This is a genomic window from Streptomyces sp. HSW2009 (genome assembly GCF_040240285.1).
Classification (GTDB): domain Bacteria; phylum Actinomycetota; class Actinomycetes; order Streptomycetales; family Streptomycetaceae; genus Streptomyces.
The window spans coordinates 1-23,142 of the sequence record NZ_JBEHZD010000009.1 but is presented as its reverse complement, the minus strand read 5'-3'; the positions used below and the strand labels follow the sequence as shown (position 1 = coordinate 23,142).

Below are 23,142 nucleotides of genomic sequence, written 5' to 3'. Positions count from 1 at the left end.
ATGGTTTCAATCCGCAACTCATTGCGAGGTGTCATGTCACGGGCCACTACGAACCCGCCCGCCGTCGACTGGACGGACGCCCCCTGCCCCGTCGCCCGCACGCTCGACCTCATCGGCGACCGGTGGAGCATGCTCGTCATCCGCGACGCGATGGACGGCGTACGGGCGTTCACCGAGTTCCAGCGGCGCACCGGAATCGCGCGCAACATCCTCACCGATCGACTGCGCAAGCTCACCGCGCACGGGCTGCTCGCCCAGCGCACCGCGCCGTCGGGCCGCCGCCAGGAGTACGTGCTCACCGACGCCGGGCGCGACCTGTTCCCGGTCGTCCTCACCCTGCGCCAGTGGGGAGAGCGCCATGCCTTCGACCCGGACGAGCCCCACTCCACACTGCTCGACCAGCACGGCACCCGGGTACCCGACGTCACCCCGACCGGCGTCGACGGCACCCCGCTCACCTGCGAGACCACCCACGTACAGAAGGTTGATGAGCAGCCGGTGACACCCGACCAGCGACCCAACGAGGCGGGGTGACCCGGGTCCATCTCATCCCCACGCCAGGGCAACTCCACTTGCGGGCAGCACAGTTGGAGGCTGGAGGCTACACCCGAGTTCCACGCCGTTGGCGACTCGCGGGGGGATGCGGCGCCTTTCCGGCGGGTTTTCCGGCGGCACCGCTTGGGCGTGTGCGCAGGCCCCGAGCACACCCTGTATGATCATCAGCATCGCTTCACCGCGCGGCATCTTCACACTGAACGATGCTCAGCGGAGGGGTTGCGCGTCTGTGGTCCAAGGCAAGACGTCCGCCAACCGGCGGGAAATGCAGGTGCAAGGCCTGCCGGGCGCTCCAGTTTGAGGGCCTCGCACACCGTGTGTGCGAGGCCCTCTCTCTTTTCCCAGGCCGCCACGCCACCACAGCCGACTGTCGAGAGGCCCGCTGCGGTGGCTGACGGTCAGTGGGTTGGGTGGGTGGCTGGGCGGGTCCGCGGCACTGCTGGACACAGCGCCGTGACCGCACCCAACCGCGACACGGTTCCACCCCACCAAGTCAGGGCCGCTACGTCAGGTCAGCGAGGAGGCCGTCCAGGGCCTTGCCGAGCGCCGCGGCATTGGCAGGGTCGAACCAGGTGGTGCGAATCCGTTCGTTGTTCCCGCCAGGTGTTTCGTGGTCGGCGGCGAGTTGGTGCAGGGGCCGGGTCCCGTCACCGAGGGAGTGGCCGACGTTCTGGAAGAGGCCGCGTACGTACCGGTCGGCCGCGTCGGGGGCGATGCCCTGGTCAGTGGCCCAGCCGGTGAGCGCGGCGAGGTAGGCGTAGTGGGTGGTGAGCGTCCCGGTCAGGGCGGAGAAGGCGTTGAAGGCGCCCTCGTCCGCGACGGGAAGCACGCCGCCCAGCCGCTCGAAGAGGGCGTCAACCACCGGGTGCGCGGGGCAGGTCACCGTGACGGAGCGGCGCTCGCGTACGGCGGGCAGCGGGATGGCGCGGACGATCGGGGCGCCGGTACCGAGGGTCCGGCGCAGTTCGCCCGTGGCGACACCGGCCATCAGATGGATCACGGTCGTGTCGTCGTCCACCTCAAGACCGGCGAGCGCCTCCCGGTGGTCCTGCCGGCGCACGGCGATGACCACCGCGTCGGAGCGGTCCACCACCTCCTGGTTGTCCGCACACACCCGCACCCCCGCGAAGCGCTCGGCGAGTGCTGCGGCGGTACGGGCTCCGCGGGGCGAAAGGAAGACCTCAGGCGGCGCGCCGTCCCCGTGATGCAGGCCCTCGACGATGGCCCGGCCTATCTCGCCCACTCCGATGATGCCGATGCGCTGCACTGTGTCGTCCTCCTGCTGCGGGTTGGTCGTGCCCTGGGATGGATCGGGTGGTACGGGTCCTACGGGCCCGGGCGGTCGCGAGGGCCGGAGCCGGAGGCCGACGCTCCGCGTACGGGGCGAAGCCGTCCGACGCCGGGTCAACCGCGGCCGGCTCACCAGCGATGCGACCGCGACGAGGACCGCCAGGCTGGGAATCATTCCACCCGGCCGGCCCCCAGCCGCGGGCCGGACGCGACGGTTGCCCTTCTGGGGGAGGCGCCCCGGTGCCAGCATCGGGCTGGTGCCGGGGCGCCGACCAGTACGCCCCGGTGGGACGGGGCCGCCGCTGCCTGCCCCGTCAGCCCGGGCCACCGGGGGCCGGGCAGGGTCAGCGAGCGTTCTGGTGAGGAACGGCACCACCCGACGGCCGGACCGAGGGCGGCCGGTTCCTTGAATGGGCGCCGGTCCGCGGCGGGGCGGGGTTCGCGGCGGGTGCCGATCCGTGGCAGTCGCCAATCCGTGGTGGATGCCGCGTACGCGACGGGTGTTCCGTTCGCGGAGGGTGTCTCATTCACCGCGCGGAGCCGGTGCCACCGGGGCCGGCCCCACCAGGGCCGGGCGCGCGCCCCGCCGGCGGGCGCGCCGCGTCAACCTCCGACTCCACCCCAGCCAGTCGGGCCGAGCCACCCGCCCGACCGGACCGCGCCCAGCCCGGCCGGGCCCACTGAGCCGAGCCGGAACCAGCCAAGCCAAACCCAGCCCAACAGGGCCGAGCCCACCCCACCGGCCCGAGCCGGCCCAGCCCAGCCGGGCCGGGCCGGGCCGGACCCAGCCGAACCCACCTCGCCACGCCACGCCACGCCACGCCACCAACAATGCCGCGTACCCACATCCCGATCAGCCCACGAGCGCAGCGCTGAGGAAAGCCAGCACCTCCGCCTGCGCAGCCTCTGCCTGCGGCTCCACACCGGGCAGCGTGAGGAACGCATGCCGCGCTCCCGCGTACTCCGTGAGCCGTACGGGGGTCCCGGCCGCCCGGAGCCGTTCGGCGTAGCGGCGGCCGTGGTCGGCGAGCGCGTCCCGGGTGGGCACCACCACGAGCGCCGGGGCGAGAGCGCTCAAGTCGTCGGCGCGCAGCGGCGAAACGGCGTCGGCGTCTCCCCCAGGCGGGACGGCGAGCCGGCTGAAGAGCCGGAGGAGCGGCAGGGCCGGGCTCGGCTGGTACGCGTACTCAGTGATCGAGGGGTGGTCGAGCATCCCCGACGCCACCTCGGCCACGGGGTTGACCAGCACCTGTGCCGCCAGCTCCAGGCCGCTCCCGCGGGCCCGGATGGCCGTCAGTGCGCTGATCAGGGCGCCGCAGCTCTCGCCGAAGACGGCCACCCGCGTCGGGTCGGCGCCCCACTGGCCAGCGTGCCGGAGCACGTGTTGGAGCACGTCCCAGCCGTCGTCGGCGGCGTCGGCCAGCGTGCTGTCGTGGGCGAGGAGGCGGTGTTCGACCGAGACGACGAGGGCCGGCAGCCGCGCGGCGAGGTGGCTGTTGGTCCAGTCGCACTGCGCCGCCGTGCCCACGAAGCCGCCGCCGTGGACGTGGACCACCAGTGGCAACCGGCCCGTTCGGGTCGCGGGCCCGCCGTCCGCCTCCTCAGCCGGCCGGTAGACCCGGACCCGCAGGTCACGGCCTGGCAGTGCGACGTCCTGCCAGGCGATCGTGGCGTCGGCCGTCGGCTCGCCGAGGAGCGCCCGCGCCGCGGCGGAGGCTCGGAAGTGGTTCTCCGCGTCGCGGTAGGCGCGTAGTTCCTCGGCGGTGATCGTCGCGTAGTCGGGCTCCGGCGGACGCGCCGCCCCCGTGGTCTGGCTCATGTCTCCCTCTCCCCCGCCGGCCATCCGTCGAATGGGTCGCGATGGCCGGCCAATGCGTTGCCTCCATTATGCACGCGGTGCGTGCAACGGCAAGCGCATAGGCTAAGCTGTGAGGAACGAAAGGGGCGAGATGGCGGAGCGCAGGCGATGGTCGACCGAGGAGATCCTGGACACGGCGGCGGAGGTGCTGCGGACGAGCGACGCCGAGTCGTTCAGCGTGCGCAAGCTCGCCGCGGTGCTCGGTACCGACTCCTCCAGCCTCTACCGACACTTCCGTAACAAGACCGAGCTGCTGCGCGCGGTCGCCGACCGGATACTGCTCGCCGCCATGGAGGGTTACGAGCCCGAAGGCGACTGGAAGCAGCGCGTCGGCGCCCTGGCCCTGCGCGTACGGGAGGCGTTCGGCGAGCAGCTCCAACTCGCCGCGGTGTGGGGACGGTACGGGTCGGGCGGCGCCGGGTCCCGCCTGGTCATGGAGGAGTTGCTCCAGGCCCTGCGCGCCTCGGGGCTGCCGGACGAGGAGATTCCGGCGCGTTACCACCGGATCGTGATCCTCTTCGTCGCGCTGATCACCGCCGAGGCAGGCATCAGCAGCATCAGCCCCAAGGAGTACGAGCAGGGCATGGAGCAGTTCCGGGTGGCCGTGCTCGGTGCCGACCCCGAGCGCTTCCCCGCCCTGTCCCACTTCGCGCGCGACATCCGCCCGCTGGGGGTCGACCGGCGCACCGCCTTCGAGGAGATCATCGCCGCCCATCTCGCCCAGATCGAGAGCCAGCTCCCTTGATCCGGCACCCGTGTGACCCGACAACTCGCGACCGGGCGACGCCGAGCCGCCAGGGCAACGGCGCCACGACCGAGCGGCACTGAGCCCGCACGCACCACAACCGGGTGACACCTAGCCATGGCCACCACCAACACAATGGGGCCATGGACTCCCACCCCACGGTTTCCGCCTCCGACATCACCACCCCACGGCTGCGGCTGCGGCCCGCGCACGACGGCGACGTAGCGGGCCTGATCGAGCTCCAGACCGATCCACGGGTACGGGCCCACCTCGGCGGGCCGCGGCCACCCGGTGCGGTGGAGCAGTACTTCCGGGCGAACGGCGTCGGCGCCCTGGCGGCCAAGCCCGGTGCGTACGTCATTGCCGACCGGCAGACCGACGTGCTGGTCGGGACGCTCGCCCTGGACCGGCGCGCCGCCGACCTGCCCGGGCACGTCACCGAGCAGGGTGGGGAGTTGGAGCTGAGCTATCTGCTGCGGCACGACCTGTGGGGCGCCGGGCTGGCCTTCGAGGCCGTGACGGCCCTGCTCCGCGCCGCCGCTGACGAACTGCCGGACCAGCCGGTTCTGGTGGTGACGCAGACCATCAACGAGCGTTCCCGCAGGCTCGCCACTCGCCTCGGCTTCCGCCCCGCGGGCACCTTCGAGCAGCACGCCGCCGAACAGACCCTGGCCATGGCCGACCTGCACACCTTCCGAACGCCCCCGGCAGGGCGCCCCGCTGCGCCGCCCCAGCCCGCGTGAGGCACGGGCCTGCGCGGCCCTCGCCAGCGGCTATCCCCCGACGCTGACCGGCGCGGCTACGCCACGATGCGCCGCTGCCAGCGGACCTCGCCCTCGTACCAGGTGTCGGTGGGGGTGAGTCCGGCGGCCGTGGCGCCGGCGGCCGCCGCCCGGTGCTCGGGGTGGATGTGTGCGATGACGGTGTGTACCGACTGCCGTCCCAGCCAGTCGGCCAGGGCCCGGGTGGCCTCGGTGGCCAGGCCCCGCCCCTGCCACGCCACCCCCGTCACCCAGGCGACCTCGGCGACGCGCCCGTGCTCGGCGTGGCTGACGGTCGCCTGCACGGTGCCCGTCAGGCAGGACTCCGTACGGAGCCGGGTCACCCAGTTCAGCCAGGCGACGGCCGGATCGGGAGAGCCCGCGGCCAGGCGTGCGTAGCGCGAGCGCAGGGCCGGCAGGTCGTACGGGGCGCCGCCGATGAAGGTGTGCAGCGCCGGGTCGGCCAGTACGCCAGCCATCTCCTCGGCGTGCTCGACGCGCAGCGGCAGCAGGTCCAACCGGTCCGTGCGGATCACCTCAGCCTGACAACCGTTCATCCCGCAACCACCCACACCGACCCGTCACCCTTGACGCCCACCCCGCCGGCTCCCTTCGCCCACCACTCGTGGGCCCATCCTGCCGCACGCCGCGCCGGCCCGCCGGTCAGGGCTTCTGGTCACGGCTTGCGGTCAGGGCCTTCCGTCAGGGCTTCCGCGCGACCAACCCCCACTGGTCCACCGCTGCGGCCGACCCCCCGGGTGCCGGACGCCAGTGGGTGACGGGGACCAGGCCGGGATCGAGCAGGGTCAACCCGCGGGCGCAGGCCAGGATCTCCTCGGGGTCGCGGCACCAGTAGGGGGTGGTGTCGCCGCTGGCGTACGCCTGCTGGGCACGCAGGGTTTCCGGAGTGCGGATGGTGTCACAGGTGATCAGGAAGCTGCCGGGGGCGAGGTGGGCGAGGTAGCGGTGCATCAGATCGGCGGCGTCAGGAGCCGGCAGGTGGCCCAGGGTGGAGAGGGCGAGGAGGGCGGTGGGGCGGGTGAGGTCCACGGTTCGGGCCGCCGCCGCAAGGACCGTACCGGGGTCGCGTAGATCGGCTTCGACGTAGGCGGTGGCGCCACCGGGTGCGCTGGTGAGGAGCGCCCGGGCGTGGGCGAGTACGACCGGGTCGTTGTCCACGTAGACGATGCGCGCCGCGGGTCTGACGTCCTGGGCGCTGCGGTGGGTCGGCATGGCGGTGGGCAACCCGGTGCCCAGGTCCACGAACTGGTCGACGCCGTCCGCGGCCACCTGGCGCACCGCCCGGTCCTGGAAGGCGCGTGAGGCCCGGGCCAACTCCCCTGCCTGCGGGTACGACGCGGCCACGCGCCTGCCCAGCTCCTCGTCGGCCGGGTAGTGGTCCTTGCCGCCCAGCCAGTAGTTCCACACCCGGGCGCTGTGCGGCAGGTCGGTGCGGAGGTCGACGTCGCTGCGGCTGCCGGGCCCGGGCTCGGACCCGGGTGGGAGCGCGGCGGGTTCCGGGCGCGGGGCACGCGTCGCTTCCGCGTCATGGGGGCGATGCTGCATGCCCTCGATCGTGCCCGAGCCGCGCCCGGGTCGCCGGCGGATCGGGCACCGGTGCGTACGGTCCAAGCCACGGGGCGTACGGGCCCGCCGGCACCTGCTGCGGCGGGTCGGCGGCGGCTGCCGGCGCGGCGGGCGACTGCCGTGGGGCGGCGGTCGGGGCGCACGGCCGGAGTAGGGGTGGCGTACGGGTGGGGCACGGCGAGGTGGGAGGTCAGCGGCGCGTCGCCGGAACGTCACGGCCCGCCCGTACGCCGTCGCGGGGCGCTCGTGGCACGGCCGGGGCAGTCCCTGCGCCGCCTCGCTGCCGGGCGTAAATGGCCGAAGACAGGCCCGCCGGCTCCCTACCGTCGCGTGCGGCGTGGCCTCGGCCCGCGGGGGCCGACCGGGTGGGGCCCGGTTGCCGGCTCTCCCGTCGCAGCGGCTGGTCAGGCCGCGGTGGCGCACGCGGGCGGGGCGGGCGGACCGGGCAACACCCGGCCGCTGCCGGGCCCGTACGGTCGGCGCAGACGGCGACCGGCGGTGTCCGGTGGCCGTGCGGTGGCTGTCCGGCGGATGGCTGTCGGGTGGGGCAGGGGCCTGCCCGCGGGGAGGATTTCCCCTTGGCCGACAATCACCCGAGACGAACGGGGATGGCCTAGTTTGGGTGTCGAGCGCACGCGGAGCACAACGGGCGGAGCACAGACGGGACGTCACTTCGGCCGAGCGTCTGCCGTTGCCCACGGGAGAGCCGACGGATGCTGGTGGGGCGATGTACCGAGCGCAAGGCGATCGAGAGGCTGCTCGCCGGGGTGCGGGCGGGCCGCAGCGGCGTGCTGGTGGTGTCCGGGGCGGCCGGCACCGGGAAGACCGCGCTCCTCGACCACGCCCACGACGTCGCCTCCGGGTGCCGGGTGGAGCGGTTCACCGGCGTGGAGACGGAGCGGGAGTTCGCGTACGCCGGGCTGCACCAGGTGCACGCACCCTGGCGGGACCGGCTCGACGCCCTGCCGCCTCCGCAACGGGCCGCCCTTGAGGTGGCGTTCGGGCTGCGGGCCGGTGGGCCGCCGGACCGGTTCCTGGTGGGGCTGGCCACCTGGGGTGTGCTGGCGCAGTTGGCCGCCGAACAGCCGTTGCTCTGCCTGGTGGACGACGCGCAGTGGTGGGACGCGGCGTCCGCACAGGCGATGGCGTTCGTGGCCCGCCGGGTGGCGACCGAACGGCTGGGGCTGGTCTTCGCACTGCGTGACCCCCACCCCGGCGACGTACGGGCCTTCGCCGGGCTGCCGACGGAGGTGGTGGGCGGGCTCGGCGAGGCCGATGCGCGGGAGTTGCTCGCCCGGGTGGTCAGGGCGCCGCTGGACGAGCGGGTACGGGACCGGGTCATCGCGGAGGCCCGGGGCAACCCCCTGGCCCTGACGGAGCTGTCCCCCGGCGCCGAGCCGGCGCGGCTGGCGGGCGGGTTCGGGCCGCCGGACGCGTGGCGCGTGCCGCGCAGGGTGGAGGAGTCGGTCCGGTGCAGGTCACATGGGTTGCCGGCGGAGACCAGGTTGCTGCTGCTGACCGCGGCGGCCGAGCCGCTGGGTGACCCGGCGCTGTTGTGGGCGGCGGCCGGGCACCTCGGCCTCGGCGCCGCGGCAGCAGCGCCCGCTGAGGAGGCCGGGCTGTGGGAGGTCGGTACCCGGGTGCGGTTCCACCATCCGCTGGCCCGGTCGGCGGTCTACCGGGCGGCAGCCCCCGTCGACCGTCGCCGGGTACACCGCGCGCTGGCCGCGGCGACCGACCCGTGGGCCGAGCCCGACCGGCACGCCTGGCACCGGGCCCAGGCCGCGCTGGGGGCCGACGAGGGGATCGCCGCGGATCTGGAACGCGCGGCGGGACGGGCGCGCGCCCGCGGTGGGTTGGCCGCGACGGCGGCGTTCTTGGAGCGGGCCGTCACGTTGACGCCGGCGCCCGCCGACCGGGCCCGCCGTGCGCTGTCCGCCGCGCAGGCCAAGCACGGGGCCGGGGCACCCGACGCCGCGCGGGAGTTGCTGACGCTCGCCCAGTCGGGGCCGCTGCCCGCCCTGGCGCGCGCTCGGGTGAAGCTGCTGGACGCCGAGATCGCCTGGCACACCACCCGGCACGACGGCGTCCCCGCGCAGTTGCTCGCCGCCGCACGGGAGCTCGCCCCGCTGGACGCCGCGCTGGCCCGCGACACCTATCTGCACGCCCTGGTGGCGGCCCCATTGGCTGGTACCGCGGGCCGCGCGGTGCTTGAGGTGGCCGATGCGGGCCGGACCGCACCCCCGGCGCCGATGCCGCCCCGCGCCGCTGACCTGCTGCTCGACGGGTTGGCCAGCAGGACCGTCCAGGGGTACGAGGCGTGCGCACCCACCCTCAAACGGGCGCTCACCGCACTCGTCAGCCATGCCTCCGAGCGGCATCGGGCCGCGGGGTGGGCCCGTGCCGACGATGATGGCGGCCGGTGGCTGGGGCTGGGGTGCCGCGTCGCGGTGGCCCTGTGGGACGACGAGGCACTGTGCACGCTCGCCACCCGGGCCGTCGACCTGGCCCGTACGACCGGGGCGCTCGCCGCGCTCCCCGCTGCGCTGCACGCCCTCGCCGTCGTACGGGTCCTCACCGGCGACTTCGCGCAGGCCGCCGAACTCAACGCCGAGGCCGCCGTCTACCGACAGCCGCCCGGCCTCGCGCCGCTGCCCGACGGCGACGTGCTGCTGGCGGCCTGGCGCGGCCAGCAGCACCTGGCCCACCAGCTCCAGGCGACCGCGCTCCAGGTGGCCGGGCCGGGCGAGGGTGTGACGGTGACCCCGGCCCCGTACGCCCTCGCGGTGCTCCACAACAGCTTGGGGAACTATGACGCAGCCCTCGCCGCCGCGGCGCCGCCGTGCGAGGGTGACGAGCTCGCCCACAGCAGCATGGCGCTGCCCGAACTGATCGAGGCGGCCGTCCGCGCCGATCGGCCCGACCGCGCCGGCACCGCCCTCAAGCTGCTCGACTCGCGCGCGCAGGCCAGCGGCACCCCGTGGGCGCTTGGCCTCGCGGCCCGTTCGCGCGCGCTGCTGAGCACCGGGCGGGCGGCCGAAGAGGCGTACCGCGAGGCGGTCGAACGGCTCGGCCACTGCCGGATGGTGCCCCATCTCGCCCGCGCCCACCTCCTGTACGGCGAGTGGCTGCGCCGGGAGCGCCGCCGCCACGACGCCCGGACACACCTTCGCACCGCGCACCGGATGCTGACCGACATGGGTGCGCAGGGGTTCGCCGCCCGCGCCGCCCACGAGTTACGCGCCACCGGCGAGCGCCCCCGCCGGCAGACCGCCGAGCCGGCCGGCGCTCTCACCGCCCACGAACTGCACATCGCGCGGCTGGTCGCCACCGGGGCCACGTCCAAGGAGGTCGGCGCCCAATTGTTCCTGAGCCCGCGCACCATCGACGCCCACCTGCGCAGCATCTTCCGCAAGCTCCGCATCACCTCCCGCCGTCAGTTACGCGAACTGCCGTTGCACTGACGGCTGGCCCGGCCCCAGCCGCGTACCGGGAAGTCGGCCGGGATAGGCGAAGTTCGCCGATGCGCCCGCACAGTGCGGTGCCGACCATGGGAGCACGTCGGGGAACGACCGCACGGAAGCCTGGCGACCGGGCCCGTGGACGTGGTGGCGCAAGGTGGGTGAACCGCGCGCTCGCCCACGGCGACAACAGCCGCCTGCACCGGATGGCCCGGGGCAGCTCAGCACAGCCCGGCGCAGCTCAGTCAGGTCAGTCAGATAGTCCGACACAGCTCAGTACAGCGCACCGAGCCCGCATCCCGTCCGGATTCCATCCGGTTTCGATCAGGAGGTTCAGTCATGCGGTTACGGTCTTCCCTACTGGCCGCCGTGGGCGTGGGGTGTGCCCTGGTGGGGGTGGTTTCCACGCCGGCCAGCGCCGCTCCACAGACCCGCAACGTCAACGTGGCCACGGGCAGATGCCTGGACAGCAACGGCGGCGGCAACGTGTACACGTTGGGTTGCAACGGCGGTAACTACCAACTCTGGTCGGTGGAGTACGACCAGTCCGGGGGCGCCGAAGTCAAGAACGTCGCCACCGGCCGCTGTCTGGACAGCAACGGCAACGGCAACGTCTACACGCTCGGTTGCAACGGCGGCAACTACCAGCGCTGGCGCGCCCACCCGTCGGGCGACTACATCATGGTGTGGAAGAACATCGCCACCGGCCGGTGCCTGGACAGCAATGGCAACGGCAACGTCTACACACTGGGTTGCAACGGCGGCAACTACCAGCGCTGGGGCCTGTGACCCCACGACCAGCACCACCCCACCGACCGACACCCCGTCCTGACCCGACATCAGCACCAGCCTGACCCACCCCCGGGGCAGCGCGCCTTCCCGCCGCGTGCCCCGGGGTTCGTCGTGCGCTGGTCTCATGTCACGGGCAGAACGCGATCGCAGCTCCTACGACGGTGTCGGCCACACCACGGCTTGGGCGACGATGACCCGCTCGCCGTTGAAAGTGACCGCTGGGCCTTCGTGCAACTCGTAACCAAGAGCTATCGCTTCGCTCACGCGCTGACAGAACGCGGCGTCATCCGGGCCGGTCAGGACTCGGTAGATGGGCAGTCCGTCTGGTGGTGTACTCATGAAGAGAAAGATCTCATGCACGCCCACCCACCGAGCCGGGCGACCGGCCCGGCAGGGACCGAGCGCTCCGCAGGGCGAGTCGATGGCGTCGTGCCGTGCTCGACTTCCGCGGCGTTCGCGGAGACGTACAACCGTGCCGTCCGGCCGCGCGTACGTCGGCAGTTCGCCGAACTCCGGGTACTCAGGCAGGCGGTGGTGGCTCAGGCACTCAAGCGAGTGGTGGTGGCTCAGCCCGAACCGCCGACCAGTGCCTCACCGACCAACGCCTCACCGAGCGGGGTGCGCCGATAGAGCACCGACCGTCCGGACCGGGCGCGGCTGAGCAAGCCCGCGCCCCGCAGGATGGCGAGGTGGTCTCCTACCGCGCCGGGTGCCATGGCGAGGCTTCTGGCGAGGTGGCTGGTGCTGGCCGGGGCGTCAAGCGCCAGCAGCAGCCGAGCTCGGGACCGGCCGACCAGGGCGGTCAGCGCGTCCGGTCGGGGGACGGTCTCCCGCTTGCCCCACAAGCCGGCGGTGCCGCGGGCACGGTAGACCAAGGTCCTGGGCCAGGGGTCTTCCAGATGGGCGGCGATGTTCGCAACGAAGACCGAGGGGATCAGCAACAGCCCGTCACCGGCGAGGTGGACCGCTCCGACCTGGGGGAAGTAGCCGATCTCGATGCCGCCGGCTTGCCAGGCGATGCTTGGGTGCAGGCTTTCGATGGTCGTGACCCAGCCGTGTTCGCCGATCACACCCACCCGGTGCACGACGTCGCGCTCACAGATCGCGCGCAGTTGCGGCCAGTCGGGGGCGAGCAGTGCGTGCCACGCCCAGTCCATCGCCTCGGCGATCCTGGCGACCGCGTCCGTCGAGTCCAACACGGCGCGTACGCGGGGATCACGGGCGGACGGGCCGGTCGCATACGCGGCGATTTCATGGCGGGCCGCTTCCAACGGTGTGGCCCGGATCGTGGCGAGGTCGTCCGCCCAGGTCTGGTTGAGGCCGCGCGGGGGCGGGGCGACGAAGTTCGGTCCTGATCGCGTGGTGTGCAGGGCGAGGACGGAGTTCAGGTCGGTCTCGCGACGGAGCCGCTCGAAGGCCGGCGTGAGCCGGGTGGCCCAGGCTGGCGGCAGCGGCCCGTCCTGGCCGGCGAGCGAACGCAGCAGGAAGCAGAGGTCCAGCGCCGGCGACAGCGCGAAGCGGCTGCGCAGCAGGTCATCGACGGAGACTTCGAAGCGGAGCACCCTGTCATGCTACCGAGGGGCGACCATTGGATTCGTCCAGTGACGAATCATTGGTGGGTGGTGTGGCCGTACGGTGAGGCTGGGCGTCATGGTCCCAACCGTCGAGCCCGCGCAGGGCGACCACCGCGCCACCTACCGGGAGGTGCTGGCCGAGCCGTTGTTCCGATTGCTCTTCACCACCCGCGCCGTCGCGATCACTGCGGACGCGCTGCGGATCACCACGTTCTCGGTGCTGGTCTTCTCGGCCACCGGCTCCGCACTGCTCAGCGCAGTGGCCTTCGGCATCGGCTTCATCCCGCAGTTGTTCGGCTCGCTGTTGCTGGGCTCGCTGGCCGACCGGCTGCCGCCCCGCGCGCTCATCGCCGGTGGCTACGCCGTGACCTGCGCCGCAGCCCTGCTACTCGCCCTGGTGCGGATGCCGATCGCGGCGAGTCTGGGGGTCGTGGCGCTGGTCTCCCTCGCCACACCGGTGTTTCACGGCGCGGCAGGTCGGCTGGTCGCGCAGTCGCTGGAGGGCGACGCCTACGTACTGGGCCGTTCGCTGGGCAACATCGCAGGCGCCGGCGCGCAACTGTTCGGTCTGGCGCTGGGAGGTGCGGCCGTCGCCGCACTCGGCCCACGCCGGGCGCTCGCGGTCAGCGCCGTCCTCTACCTGGGCTGCGCGCTCGCCATCCGCATCCGGCTACCCCGACTGCGGCCGGCTGAGTCCGGCGACACACCCGACGGCGCTGGGGGCGACGGCGGGGCCGTCCGCGCCAGCCTGCACGGTGCGGGCCTGCTGCTACGCGGGCTCGCGGTGCGACGGCTGATGCTCGCCCAGTGGCTACCGCCCGCGTTCCTGGCGGGCGCGGAGGGTCTCATCGTCGGCTACGCCGGAGAACACCACTTCGCGCCCGGTTGGTACGCGGCGCTGATGGGCTGTCTACCGGTTGGCATGCTCGTCGGCGACCTGCTGGTGGGACGGCTGCCACGGCCACGCGCCCGGGAGCGCCTGGTGGCCCCGCTGGTTGCGCTGGCGGGGCTGCCACTGTTCGGCTTCGCCGCCGAACCCGGAGTGGGTGTCTCGTCCTGCCTGCTGCTGCTCAGCGGCCTCGGATTCGCCTACGGGCTCGGCCTGCAACGCCCATTCCTGGATGCCCTGCCACAAGATGGCCAGGGCCAGGCATTCGGCCTGCTCGGGTCCGGCAGCATGACGCTCCAGGGCGTCGGACCGGTCTGCTTGGGCGCGGTGGCCGCAGGCATCGGAACAGGTGGCGCGATCGCCCTGGCAGGCGGCGCGGTGGTGCTCACCGCCATCTGGATTCTCACCTGGCACCCAACCGCCACACCGGCCCCCGTCCCACACCCCGCCCCCACGTCCCCCTGACAGACAGCCATCCCCGGCGGCTCCTTGCGTACGGGGTCCCCGCCCCCGGCCCTGCCAACCACGGCGGCCCCCGCACGGGATCTCGGAGGGGGAACACGAAACAACCCGTGGAAAGCTATGGAAGGCTCATGCCACATGATCGATGAACTCGCGAAGGACACCCTGCACGGAAGACTGCGCCGGGACCGCAACGCGCTGCTCTGGAAACTCGACGGCCTGTCCGATTACGACGCCCGACGCCCCTTGACGGCAACCGGGACCAACCTTCTCGGTCTGGTCAAACACGTGGCCACCGTCGAGGCCAGGTATTTCGGCGAGGTCTTCGACCGCCCGTCCCCGGAGCCGCTGCCGCGCTGGCAGGACTCGGACGGCAGCGACCTGTGGGCAGCCGAGGACGAAACCCGCGATCAGATCCTCGGGTTCTACCGGCGCACGTGGGAACACTCGGACGCGACGATCCACATGCTTCCCCTCGACGCCCCGGGCCACGTGCCGTGGTGGCCGGAGCCGCGGCCCAACACCAACCTGTTCGCCGTCCTGGTCCACGTACTCGGCGAGACCATTCGGCACACCGGACACGCCGACATCCTGCGCGAGGGCGTCGACGGCCGGACCGGGCTACGCGCCGAATACGAGGCACAGATCGACGCGCCAGCCCGCACGGCCCACCACGCGAGGCTCGAACGGGCCGCTAGGTTGGCTGCGCGGGAGGAGGGTTGAACACCGCTTCCGTTGGCTTGGTCGTCCGCTGAACCTGTGAATGCCGCCGCTTCACCCAGTGGAGCCGGGACCGCGTCTGAGCCCGGCTCCACCGCGTGATCTTGGACGAGCCCGGTGCCCAGGGCGAAACTGATCGCCCCCTCGGCGGTCGGCACCTCGTTGAGGATGCGAAGCAAGTGCCGCGTCGAACCCCCGGCCTGAGCCGCCGCGACAATCCCCACACGCTGCTCGGGTTCTCTCGCCCCACACGCCCACGTGCTGGCGGTGCCGACCACTGAACCTGGGCGGGCCTGTGCTGATACTGCCGCTCTCCGGCCCCGACGGCCCGGCAGGCGTAGCCCCGTGGTCGGAAATCCGCGCGGGGGCCGGCACAGCGGACGGCTTCACTGAAGAGAAAGGGGGTTGAATGACCGAGATGGCTCAGGCTGAGCCAGCCCCAGATGGCGGCCGGGGTGGGATGGATGTCGCCTGATCATCTGGAGGGGTAGCAATTGACCAATAGGTCGGCGCCTGAACCGTGGTGACAGAGGGTGCCGAACCTCTCGTGCCAGTTCTACTGAACCTCATATGGCCCCCACCTTGCGGACCAATTGTCGCGCGCATGACCATACCCGCATGGTGAATCCGACGGGCGCTTCCCGGCGCACCCTCCTCACGACCACCGCGGCCACCGCCGCCGTAGCCCTCGCCTCCACCGGCGCCGAAGCTGCGGGCACGCCCGGGCCTGGCGGGCCGCAGCCGCCACCGCCGGAGTTGCGGGCGGTGCTTCACGAGATCGATCAGCGGCGCATCGAGGCGACCGTCCGACGCCTGGTCGCCTTCGGTACCCGGCACACCCTCTCCGCCCAGGACGATCCCGTACGCGGCATCGGCGCCGCCCGGGACTGGATTCTCGCGCAGATGCGTACGTACGCGCGGGCGTCCGGCGGACGGATGACCGTCGAGCTCCAGTCGTACGTGCAACAGCCCGCCCCACGTATCCCCACCCCCACCCGGATCTCCAACATTGTCGCCACCCTGCGCGGCACCACATCACCCGACCGCATCTATGTCGTCTCCGGGCACTACGACTCCCGCGCCAGTGACGTCATGGACCACACCAGCGACGCACCCGGGGCCGACGACGACGCCTCCGGAGTGGCCGTCATCATGGAACTCGCCCGCGTCCTGGCCACCCGCCGCACCGGCGCCACGCTGGTCTTCGCCGCCGTGGCGGGTGAGGAGCAGGGCCTGTACGGCGCAACCCACCTCGCCCAGAGCTACCGCGAGCAACAGGCCGACGTCCAGGGCATGTTCACCAACGACATCATCGGCAGCTCCACCGCCGACGACGGCAGCCACGACCCCCACACCCTCAGGCTGTTCGCCGAGGGTGTGCCCACCTCCGAAACCCCCCAGGAAGCCGAGGTACGACGCTCGGTCGGCGGCGAGAACGACTCACCCTCACGCCAACTCGCCCGCTTCGTCCAGGACGTCGCAGGACCTGAGGTCACCGGACTGAGAGTCCGCGTCATCTACCGCCGTGACCGCTACCTACGCGGCGGCGACCACATCCCCTTCCTCGAACGCGCCTACCCGGCAGCCCGGTTCACCGAACCCGCCGAGGACTACGCCCACCAACACCAAGACGTACGCACCGTCGACGGCAAGCAGTACGGAGACCTGCCCCAGTTCTGCGACTTCCCTTACGTCGCACGCGTCGCACGCGTCAACGCCGCAGCCCTCTGGAACCTCGCCCAAGCCCCCGGCACACCACGCGGCGCGAAGATCCTCACCGCCGACCTCACCAACGAGACACAACTGGTGTGGGAACGCGGTCCCGAGCCCGACCTCGCAGGCTACGAAGTCGTCTGGCGCGAGACCACCGCCGCCGAATGGACCCACACAACCCCCGTGGGCAACACCACCCACCACACCATCGACCTCTCCAAAGACAACACGTTCTTCGGCGTCCGCGCCGTGAACCACGCGGGCCTACGTAGCCCGGTCGCCTTCCCCACCCCACAACGCTAACCACCCCGCACACCCGCGCACCTGTCGTGGGACACCAACGCCGCCAGCCGTACGAGACAGACACCCAGGCTTCCGGTGTGCGGTGGAGCAACCCCCGGCGCACACCGGAAGCCATGACCGACAAACGGCGTCGCACCCACCTCCCAGTGCGGCGCCACCCCCACACCCATCACTCCCCGTACGCCCCCGCCTGCAAGGCATACAACTCGGCGTACAGCCCCTCCCCCGCCATGAGTTCACCATGGTCACCGCACTCCGTGACCCGGCCGTCCTTCAGGACCACGATCAGGTCAGCCATGCGTACGGTCGAGAAACGGTGAGAGATCAGTAGGGTGACTCGGCCGTCGGTCTCGCCCTGGTGGGCCTCGGCGGTGATCCTGTCGAACAGGACGCGTTCGGCGCTCGGGTCCAGGCTGGCCGTTGGCTCGTCATAGACCGCGAGCAAGGGGTGGTCACGCATCATCGACCGGGCCAGCGCGAGCTTCTGCCACTGTCCGCCGGACAGTTCGACCCCGCCACGCCAACCCGCCCCGAGCGGCGTCTCAAGCCCCTTCGGCAACTCCGCCACGAAACCCGCCCCGGCGCCCGTCAGGGCTGCCCGCACGGTCGCCGTGTCCGCCATCCGCTCCGGGTCGCCCACACCGACGTTCTCACGTACCGGCAGCTCCCAGCGCGTGAAGTCCTGGAACACCGCGGTGAGGCGCTCACGGTAGGCGTGCGATGCGACGTTCGCCAGGTCGGTGTCGTCGAGCAGGATTCGCCCGGTGGACGGCCGATAGAGGCCGCACAACAGTTTGACGAGCGTCGTCTTGCCCGCGCCGTTCTCCCCCACCAGGGCGACGACTGCCCCAGCCGGCAGCCGGAGAGTGATGTCGGACAGCACCTGCCGTCCCGTCCCCGGGTACGAGAACGACAGGTCCTCCACCACAATGCCCTGGGCCAACCTGGCCGGCGACTGGGCCGTGCCCGTCCCCTCCGCTGCATGAGCACGCAGCCACGCGTAGTGCTCGGCAGTGATACGGGTACGGGTCGCCGACCCAGCCATCCCGGAGAGCGTCACCGCAGCACCCACCACAGCCGCGGCCAGCCCCAGGGTCAGCGCGACATCACCGGCGGTGGCCTGCCCTCGGCCCGCCTGGCGCAACACCAACAGGACGGCCACCGCATAGGCGACAGCGAACAGCAGCCAACTCCCCATGCGCAGGGCCACCGAACGCAACAGTGCCAGCTCCGTGGCACGCTGCCGGCTGCCGGAGGCCGCCAGGTGCCGGCGTACGAGTTCCTTCTCCAGCCCGTACACACGCACTTCAGCACCGGACTCGGGAGACACCGCGAGGTCGAAAACGTGCTGGGCCGTACGCCAGTCCGCCGCGGTGTGCAGTTCAGCCCGGCCGTACGACTCCTCAGCCCGCCGCGCCAGCCATGTGGCGGGCAGAGCGAGGAAGGGGAGAACCAGCAGTGCTGGATGCACCCCAGCCAACAGCCCTGACACCAGGGCTAGTTGAGCGATCACCAGGGGACCAATAGCAGCCAGCGTCATGCCGTCAGCCAAGTCCTCGACATTGCGTTTGAGGAGTTCGAGTCGATCCTGCGACTCGGGAAGCTCAAAGTGCTCCAGACCAGACGCCTGGGCGGACAACACCAACACCCGTCGCTGGACGACCATCCGCGAACGCTCCCGCATCCGGATCGTGGCCCACCGATAGCCCAAGGGCGCAAGACACATCAACAACAACGCCACACCCACCGGAACAGCACCCGCAACCACCCGACCCGCGTCATGCGCAGACGCGCCATCGACCAACGGACGCAACCCGAGCGCCAGTAACAGCGGACCCACCAAAGAGATCGCGCTGACACCGACGAAGAGCGCACACAGCCCGATACCCACCTCCCGGCCTATGTCGGCCAACAGCCGCCACGTACCCAGCCCGCCCCTCACCCCGCCACCTCCCCGCTCCGAGCCCCGGCGCCAAGACCATCCGCCGCACGCCGAGCAGAAACCAGCGGCACAGCCGCACCGAACTGGGCCGCCTGGAGGCGGAACATCGCCGCGTACTTCCCCTCGGCGGCCATCAGCTCCCCATGCGTACCCCCCTCCACCACACGGCCCCCATCGATCACCACAATGCGATGGGCCTGACGGACCGTGGAGAACCGGTGAGAGATCACGACAGTCGTCACACCCCGGGTCAACTCCCAGAACTCCTCGTACAACCTGGCTTCCGCCCGTACGTCCAAATGCGCGGCGGGCTCGTCCAGAATCAGCAGGTCAGCGCCCTGCCCAACCGCGAACAAGGCCCGGGCCAACGCCAGGCGTTGCCACTGGCCGCCAGAGAGATCCGCACCACCCGCGTACGAGGCGGACAACGGAGTCGCCCAGCCAAGGGGCAACGCTTCGATCTCCGCGGCGATGCCCGCCCGCTCGGCAGCAGCCCGGACGTCAGCCACAACCGCCCGGTCGTCCAACCCACCGAACGCACCGGACTCGCCAAGTCCGCCGAGGGCGATGTTGTCGTGAGCCGACAGGGCGAAGCGCAGCGAGTTCTGGGAGGTGACCGCGATGCGCCGGCGCCACGTGGCGACGTCCACGTCGGTCAGATCGGTGCCGGCGACAGTGATGCGTCCGGCTGTCGGTTCGCGCAGCCGGCACAACAGTTTGACCAGCGTTGTCTTTCCCACGCCGTTGGCACCGACGATCGCGAGGGAACGACCCGCCGGGATCTCAAGCTCCAACTGGTCAAGGATCTTGGGCAATCGGCCCGGGTAGCCGAAGGACACCTTCTCGAAGCGGATGTCGCCACGTGGTACTTCGCCACGCGGTACGTCGCCGGGCGGAGTGGTCGGCGGCCCGGCCAGCGCGTCACCGGCCTGGCTGGGGGCACCCACCCGCAACGGAGAAGCCCCGGATTCGGGACGGGCCTCGGGCCCTGGCTCGGGAACGGGCTCAGCCGCAGCGGCCACCGCGGCCACAGCAGTCACCGCAGCGTCAAAACGACGCAGTGTGGCCATCGCCAACTCCGTCTGCAAACCCGTCCACGACGACTGTTGCAGGGCGGCGATCGCCGCCATCAGGGCCTGCACCCACACCGCGGCGTCCCCCGGCGCGACGCGTCCCCGAGCCGCTTCGACCACGATCCAGACCAGCCCGCCCAACACCACCGCGGCCAACGTGAGACCAGCGGCGACGGGGCGCCGCGGCAGCGGACCGATCACCCCGGTCATCGAGCGGCGCCACGCCTGGAGGAACCGATCAGTCAGAAACCCGGAGAGCCCGAAGACTCGTACTTCCTTGGCCGCGGGGGCCTCAACACCCAGTGCGTAGAAGTACTCAAGCCGTCGGGCACCCTCGCTGTCGCCGTAATGGTGTGCTGCCTCTCCGCGCGAGGCCGCCTTCTCCTCGTACGCCGCCCACACCGCGGCGAGCAGTAGGCCAACCCCCAGGAGCACGTGGAACCCGGCCACGAACACGCACACACCGACCAGGGTGACTCGCCCCGCGACCAGACCACCGACCGTGGAGACGAGCTTGCCGGGTCGGCCCCACCCGCCACGAAACGTCTCACGACCGACGCTGATCAGGTCGACCGTCGCCGGCTCCTCCAAATGAGCAGTCCCCGTCGGAGACATGACCGCCCGCATCAACTCCCGCTGCAACAAGGTGTCGATGCGGTCGCCCAGAGCTGTGGCCGCGGCCGTGCGCAAGGCGGCCGTCACCCACAACAGCAGGAGCACCAGTCCCGCCAGAACCGCCCAGCCGACCATCTGGCGCCCCGGAGAGGAAGTGATTCCCTGGGAGGTCGTTTCGGGAACCGTCTCGATCAAGGCCCCGATCACCCATATCAGGGCGAGCGGAACGACCGCAGCGAGTAAGACCGCACCCAGCACAACAGCGCTGAGACCGTGGCCCGCCCGCCAGGACACCTCAAATAGTCGCCCATAGTCATGCGTGCCTATCCGTGGCGGCCCGTCCGCTCTTTCCGAACGGCGGCCCATTCTCCACCATGCCACTCCGAGACTCCCCTAGATCGGCGGGACGGCACCAGATTCGACCATCATCTCGTTCTTCACGCCAGCGCCTTGATCACGGCATGGAGCTGCAAGGATGCCGCACGGCGCGGAGTCGGCCGGGGCCGTCGCCCGTAGGGCTGGCTGGGGATTTAACAAGGTTGACACAGGGGTTTCACACTGCCAGATCATTCGGCGGCAGACGACTTATGGAATCGTGCACTCGGCACCGTCTGGGGAATCCGGTCCGCAGGAAGCGCACCTCATCAAGGGTTCACCAAAACGCCCGACTGAACCTCCGAGCGAATCCCTGGGCGAATCTCCGGGTAAACCCCTGGGTGAAATCATCGAAACGCGGTCGGAATTCATCGACTGGAATGTCTCCGAGCCGGCTCGGGCCGTTCGCCGAGCACCGCAGGCCACCTCACGAAAGCACCACAGGCCACGTCACTAAAGCACCGCAGGCCACGTCACCACTTCAGCGGGGCTCGTGGCCGCGGCCGGCGCTGCCGGTGTCTGCCAGGTACTGTCGCGCCACTTCCGTCAGGGGGTGGTCGACGCCGTAGAGGCGTTCCCGGTCGGTCAGTACGCGAGTGAAGAGGGCCGTGGCTGTTTCGGTGTCGCCGGCCAGTCGATGGGCATAGGCGAGGTTGCAGCGGGCGGTGACGGTCTCCGAGTGGTCCGGCCCGTAGACACGCTCGTAGGCGGCGACAGCCTCGCGGTGGAGGGCGACGGCCACCTCCAGGTCGCCGAGGTCACGATGGGCGCTGGCGAGGTTGGCGCGGGCGTTGATGGTGTGGGGGTGGTCGGGGCCGTGGAGGCGCAGCATGTCCGTCAGGTTCTGCTGGTGGAGGTCCCGTGCTTGTGCCAGGTCGCCTCGTAGGGCGTGGAGGTAGGCCAGATTGGCGCGGGCGACGAGGGTGTCCGGGTGGTCGGGGCCGTGGACACGTTCGTGGTCGGCCAGGTTCTGCCGGTGCACGGGCATGGCTGCTTCCAGGTCGCCGGCGGCCCGGTGGGCACTGGCGAGGAAGCTGCGGGCGGTGAGCGTGGCCGGATCGTCCGGGCCGTGGAGTCGGGTGTGCAGGTCCACGGCCTGCTGGGCGCAGGTGATGGCCGTGCCGGTGTGGCCATCACCTTGGAGGTACGCGGAGGCTGCGACCAGCAGCCCGGCCGTGTGCGGATCTCTCTCGTCCTGCGGGGTCTGATCAGTCAACGCCCTGAGGTGGGGCAGGAGTTCACGCCACCGGGGCCAGCCGGGAACGTTGAAGAGCGGGTTTTCCGGCAGTGCCCGTTCCAGCAGCGCAGTGGCTCGCTCGCGGGCGGTGGTGATGGCTTGGGTGGTGCGCTGGGAGTCGGCCTGGTCGGGGGTGCGTGCCACGGCCTGGACCAGGCGGTGGACGGTCACAGTCTGCCGGGTCAGGGTGATCATGCTGTAGCCGTGCAGCAGGGCCAGGGCCTCGTCGACGGCGAACGGGTCCTCGCCCAGGGCCTCGGCCAGCCCGCCCAGGACGTCGCGCGGCAGCGGATCGGGCGCGTACCAGGCGAGGAGCCGTAGGAGATCTCCGGCCACGGGCTGCTGGGCGGTGATCGCCCGGAGGGACAGTTGCCAGATCCTGGCGACGGTGCGCTGGTCGTCGGCTTCCCGACCGGTCGCCGTGGCGGCGTACATCCGGCCCGGGTGGCTGCGGAGACGCTCCAGGTACGTGGCCGGGCTGATCGCCGTGGACTCGATGTAGGCGGCGGCCTGTTCCAGGGCCAGCGGTAGCTGTCCCAACTCGTCTGCCAGGCAGGTCAGTACGTGTTCTTCGTCGGGTCCTTCGGGGTCGGTGATGCGCATCAGCAGTTCCACCGCGGCGTCTGGGGGCAGGGGGTCCAGCGGGAGGGGCCGGGCCAGCCGGCGCCAGCCGGTGGCGTGCCGGCTGGTGATGAGGTACCGCCCCGTGGCCACCCCCAGCACGGGAGCCAGGTCACGCGGGGAGGCCGCGTCGTCCAACACCAGGAGCCAACCCTGATGCGCCTGCAACCAACCCAGGGCCCACCCGGCCCGCTCGGCACTGGTCGCCGCGGCCAGCACGGGGTGGGGAGCAAGCCTGGCGGCGAGGTCCGCGAGCCCGTGCGTGAGGCTGGAGGCGGAATCCGCGCGGAGCCACCACACCAGGTCGAACCGGTCCCGAAGCCGGTGGGCGACCTCCAGGGCCAACGCGCTCTTGCCCGTCCCACCCAGGCCCTGCACGACCAGCGGCGCCACAGGACCGGTCCCGCCCAGTGCGGCGACCAGGGAAGCCTGCGGACCGACCCGGTCGACGAAGTCCGGGTTGGCCGGCGCGGGCAGGTTGGTGGTCCCGCGGGGGGCCGGCACATCGGCGGGCTGCCGTGCGGCTCCGGCCGGCAGGTGGACGGTGCGCGCGTCGATCGTGGCGTGGT

General features: G+C 71.7%; 17 protein-coding genes and 1 tRNA gene. 9 read left to right on the top strand and 9 right to left on the bottom strand.

All coding sequences use genetic code 11. From position 1 onward, the window contains the following. Positions 1-33 precede the first annotated feature (33 nt). Both AAHZ94_RS01430 and AAHZ94_RS01425 read left to right on the top strand, forming a co-directional pair. The gene (locus AAHZ94_RS01430) at positions 34-534 is read left to right on the top strand and encodes a winged helix-turn-helix transcriptional regulator (protein WP_349989968.1); all 501 of its coding nucleotides are present in this window, start codon (positions 34-36) and stop codon (positions 532-534) included. Between the two features lie 244 nt (positions 535-778). Next, a tRNA-Leu gene (locus tag AAHZ94_RS01425) sits at positions 779-850 on the top strand. A gap of 207 nt (positions 851-1,057) precedes the next feature. Here the strand turns inward: AAHZ94_RS01425 and AAHZ94_RS01420 are convergent. After that, positions 1,058-1,822 (bottom strand): NAD(P)-binding domain-containing protein, encoded by a 765-nt coding sequence (locus AAHZ94_RS01420; protein WP_349989967.1) that lies wholly within the window; start codon positions 1,820-1,822, stop codon positions 1,058-1,060. 876 nt (positions 1,823-2,698) lie between these two features. After that, positions 2,699-3,664: an alpha/beta hydrolase gene (locus AAHZ94_RS01415; protein ID WP_349989966.1), complete on the bottom strand. Its 966-nt coding sequence runs from the start codon at positions 3,662-3,664 to the stop codon at positions 2,699-2,701. A gap of 130 nt (positions 3,665-3,794) precedes the next feature. On the opposite strand from AAHZ94_RS01415, the gene AAHZ94_RS01410 reads away from it, so the two are divergent. Both AAHZ94_RS01410 and AAHZ94_RS01405 read left to right on the top strand, forming a co-directional pair. Beyond that, positions 3,795-4,448, top strand: a complete 654-nt coding sequence (locus AAHZ94_RS01410) for a TetR/AcrR family transcriptional regulator (protein WP_349989986.1) — start codon at positions 3,795-3,797, stop codon at positions 4,446-4,448. Between the two features lie 143 nt (positions 4,449-4,591). After that, positions 4,592-5,191, top strand: coding sequence for a GNAT family N-acetyltransferase (locus AAHZ94_RS01405; RefSeq protein WP_349989965.1), 600 nt, complete (start codon positions 4,592-4,594; stop codon positions 5,189-5,191). 56 nt (positions 5,192-5,247) lie between these two features. Here the strand turns inward: AAHZ94_RS01405 and AAHZ94_RS01400 are convergent, their stop codons facing one another. After that, a complete protein-coding gene (locus AAHZ94_RS01400) occupies positions 5,248-5,766 on the bottom strand; it encodes a GNAT family N-acetyltransferase (RefSeq protein ID WP_349989964.1) in 519 nt (172 codons plus the stop codon). Between the two features lie 145 nt (positions 5,767-5,911). Further along, the gene (locus AAHZ94_RS01395; RefSeq protein WP_349989963.1) at positions 5,912-6,775 is read right to left on the bottom strand and encodes an SAM-dependent methyltransferase; all 864 of its coding nucleotides are present in this window, start codon (positions 6,773-6,775) and stop codon (positions 5,912-5,914) included. Positions 6,776-7,509: 734 nt separating this feature from the next. Between AAHZ94_RS01395 and AAHZ94_RS01390 the strand changes: the two genes are divergently transcribed. Further along, positions 7,510-10,260, top strand: a complete 2,751-nt coding sequence (locus AAHZ94_RS01390; RefSeq protein WP_349989962.1) for an ATP-binding protein — start codon at positions 7,510-7,512, stop codon at positions 10,258-10,260. A 336-nt stretch (positions 10,261-10,596) separates the two neighbouring features. After that, positions 10,597-11,046, top strand: coding sequence for an RICIN domain-containing protein (locus AAHZ94_RS01385; protein WP_349989961.1), 450 nt, complete (start codon positions 10,597-10,599; stop codon positions 11,044-11,046). Between the two features lie 156 nt (positions 11,047-11,202). Here AAHZ94_RS01385 and AAHZ94_RS01380 read toward each other — a convergent pair whose 3' ends face one another. Together AAHZ94_RS01380 and AAHZ94_RS01375 are read right to left on the bottom strand one after the other, a co-directional pair. After that, positions 11,203-11,388 (bottom strand): DUF1737 domain-containing protein, encoded by a 186-nt coding sequence (locus tag AAHZ94_RS01380; protein ID WP_349989960.1) that lies wholly within the window; start codon positions 11,386-11,388, stop codon positions 11,203-11,205. A gap of 227 nt (positions 11,389-11,615) precedes the next feature. Then, positions 11,616-12,611 carry an ArsR/SmtB family transcription factor gene (locus AAHZ94_RS01375; protein ID WP_349989959.1) on the bottom strand — a complete coding sequence of 332 codons (996 nt, stop codon included), beginning with the start codon at positions 12,609-12,611 and terminating at the stop codon, positions 11,616-11,618. 88 nt (positions 12,612-12,699) lie between these two features. Between AAHZ94_RS01375 and AAHZ94_RS01370 the strand changes: the two genes are divergently transcribed. The 3 genes from AAHZ94_RS01370 to AAHZ94_RS01360 all read left to right on the top strand — a co-directional run bounded on the left by AAHZ94_RS01370 (position 12,700) and on the right by AAHZ94_RS01360 (position 16,710). After that, complete coding sequence (locus AAHZ94_RS01370) at positions 12,700-13,977, top strand: MFS transporter (RefSeq protein WP_349989958.1); 1,278 nt, start codon at positions 12,700-12,702, stop codon at positions 13,975-13,977. A 135-nt stretch (positions 13,978-14,112) separates the two neighbouring features. Further along, on the top strand, positions 14,113-14,697 hold the full coding sequence (locus tag AAHZ94_RS01365; RefSeq protein ID WP_349989957.1) for a DinB family protein: 585 nt from the start codon (positions 14,113-14,115) through the stop codon (positions 14,695-14,697). Positions 14,698-15,312: 615 nt separating this feature from the next. Next, positions 15,313-16,710, top strand: a complete 1,398-nt coding sequence (locus AAHZ94_RS01360; protein WP_349989956.1) for a M20/M25/M40 family metallo-hydrolase — start codon at positions 15,313-15,315, stop codon at positions 16,708-16,710. Positions 16,711-16,879: 169 nt separating this feature from the next. On the opposite strand, the gene AAHZ94_RS01355 is transcribed toward AAHZ94_RS01360, so the two are convergent. From AAHZ94_RS01355 to AAHZ94_RS01345, 3 genes are all read right to left on the bottom strand, one after another. Further along, entirely contained in the window at positions 16,880-18,376 is a 1,497-nt protein-coding gene (locus AAHZ94_RS01355; RefSeq protein WP_349989955.1) for an ABC transporter ATP-binding protein, read from the bottom strand. 272 nt (positions 18,377-18,648) lie between these two features. Then, positions 18,649-20,547, bottom strand: coding sequence for an ATP-binding cassette domain-containing protein (locus AAHZ94_RS01350; protein WP_349989954.1), 1,899 nt, complete (start codon positions 20,545-20,547; stop codon positions 18,649-18,651). A 649-nt stretch (positions 20,548-21,196) separates the two neighbouring features. After that, on the bottom strand, positions 21,197-23,142 hold a 1,946-nt coding region (locus AAHZ94_RS01345), incomplete at its 5' end, for a tetratricopeptide repeat protein (RefSeq protein ID WP_349989953.1).

Excerpts from the sequence above, each read along its gene's own strand:
- AAHZ94_RS01410 (WP_349989986.1), top strand. The coding sequence starts at position 3,795 with ATGGCGGAGCGCAGGCGATGGTCGACCGAGGAGATCCTGGACACGGCG.
- AAHZ94_RS01370 (WP_349989958.1), top strand. The coding sequence starts at position 12,700 with ATGGTCCCAACCGTCGAGCCCGCGCAGGGCGACCACCGCGCCACCTAC.
- AAHZ94_RS01395 (WP_349989963.1), bottom strand. The coding sequence starts at position 6,775 with ATGCAGCATCGCCCCCATGACGCGGAAGCGACGCGTGCCCCGCGCCCG.
- AAHZ94_RS01365 (WP_349989957.1), top strand. The coding sequence starts at position 14,113 with ATGATCGATGAACTCGCGAAGGACACCCTGCACGGAAGACTGCGCCGG.
- AAHZ94_RS01400 (WP_349989964.1), bottom strand. The coding sequence starts at position 5,766 with ATGAACGGTTGTCAGGCTGAGGTGATCCGCACGGACCGGTTGGACCTG.
- AAHZ94_RS01405 (WP_349989965.1), top strand. The coding sequence starts at position 4,592 with ATGGACTCCCACCCCACGGTTTCCGCCTCCGACATCACCACCCCACGG.
- AAHZ94_RS01415 (WP_349989966.1), bottom strand. The coding sequence starts at position 3,664 with ATGAGCCAGACCACGGGGGCGGCGCGTCCGCCGGAGCCCGACTACGCG.
- AAHZ94_RS01360 (WP_349989956.1), top strand. The coding sequence starts at position 15,313 with ATGGTGAATCCGACGGGCGCTTCCCGGCGCACCCTCCTCACGACCACC.
- AAHZ94_RS01380 (WP_349989960.1), bottom strand. The coding sequence starts at position 11,388 with ATGAGTACACCACCAGACGGACTGCCCATCTACCGAGTCCTGACCGGC.
- AAHZ94_RS01390 (WP_349989962.1), top strand. The coding sequence starts at position 7,510 with ATGCTGGTGGGGCGATGTACCGAGCGCAAGGCGATCGAGAGGCTGCTC.
- AAHZ94_RS01430 (WP_349989968.1), top strand. The coding sequence starts at position 34 with ATGTCACGGGCCACTACGAACCCGCCCGCCGTCGACTGGACGGACGCC.
- AAHZ94_RS01385 (WP_349989961.1), top strand. The coding sequence starts at position 10,597 with ATGCGGTTACGGTCTTCCCTACTGGCCGCCGTGGGCGTGGGGTGTGCC.
- AAHZ94_RS01355 (WP_349989955.1), bottom strand. The coding sequence starts at position 18,376 with ATGGTCGTCCAGCGACGGGTGTTGGTGTTGTCCGCCCAGGCGTCTGGT.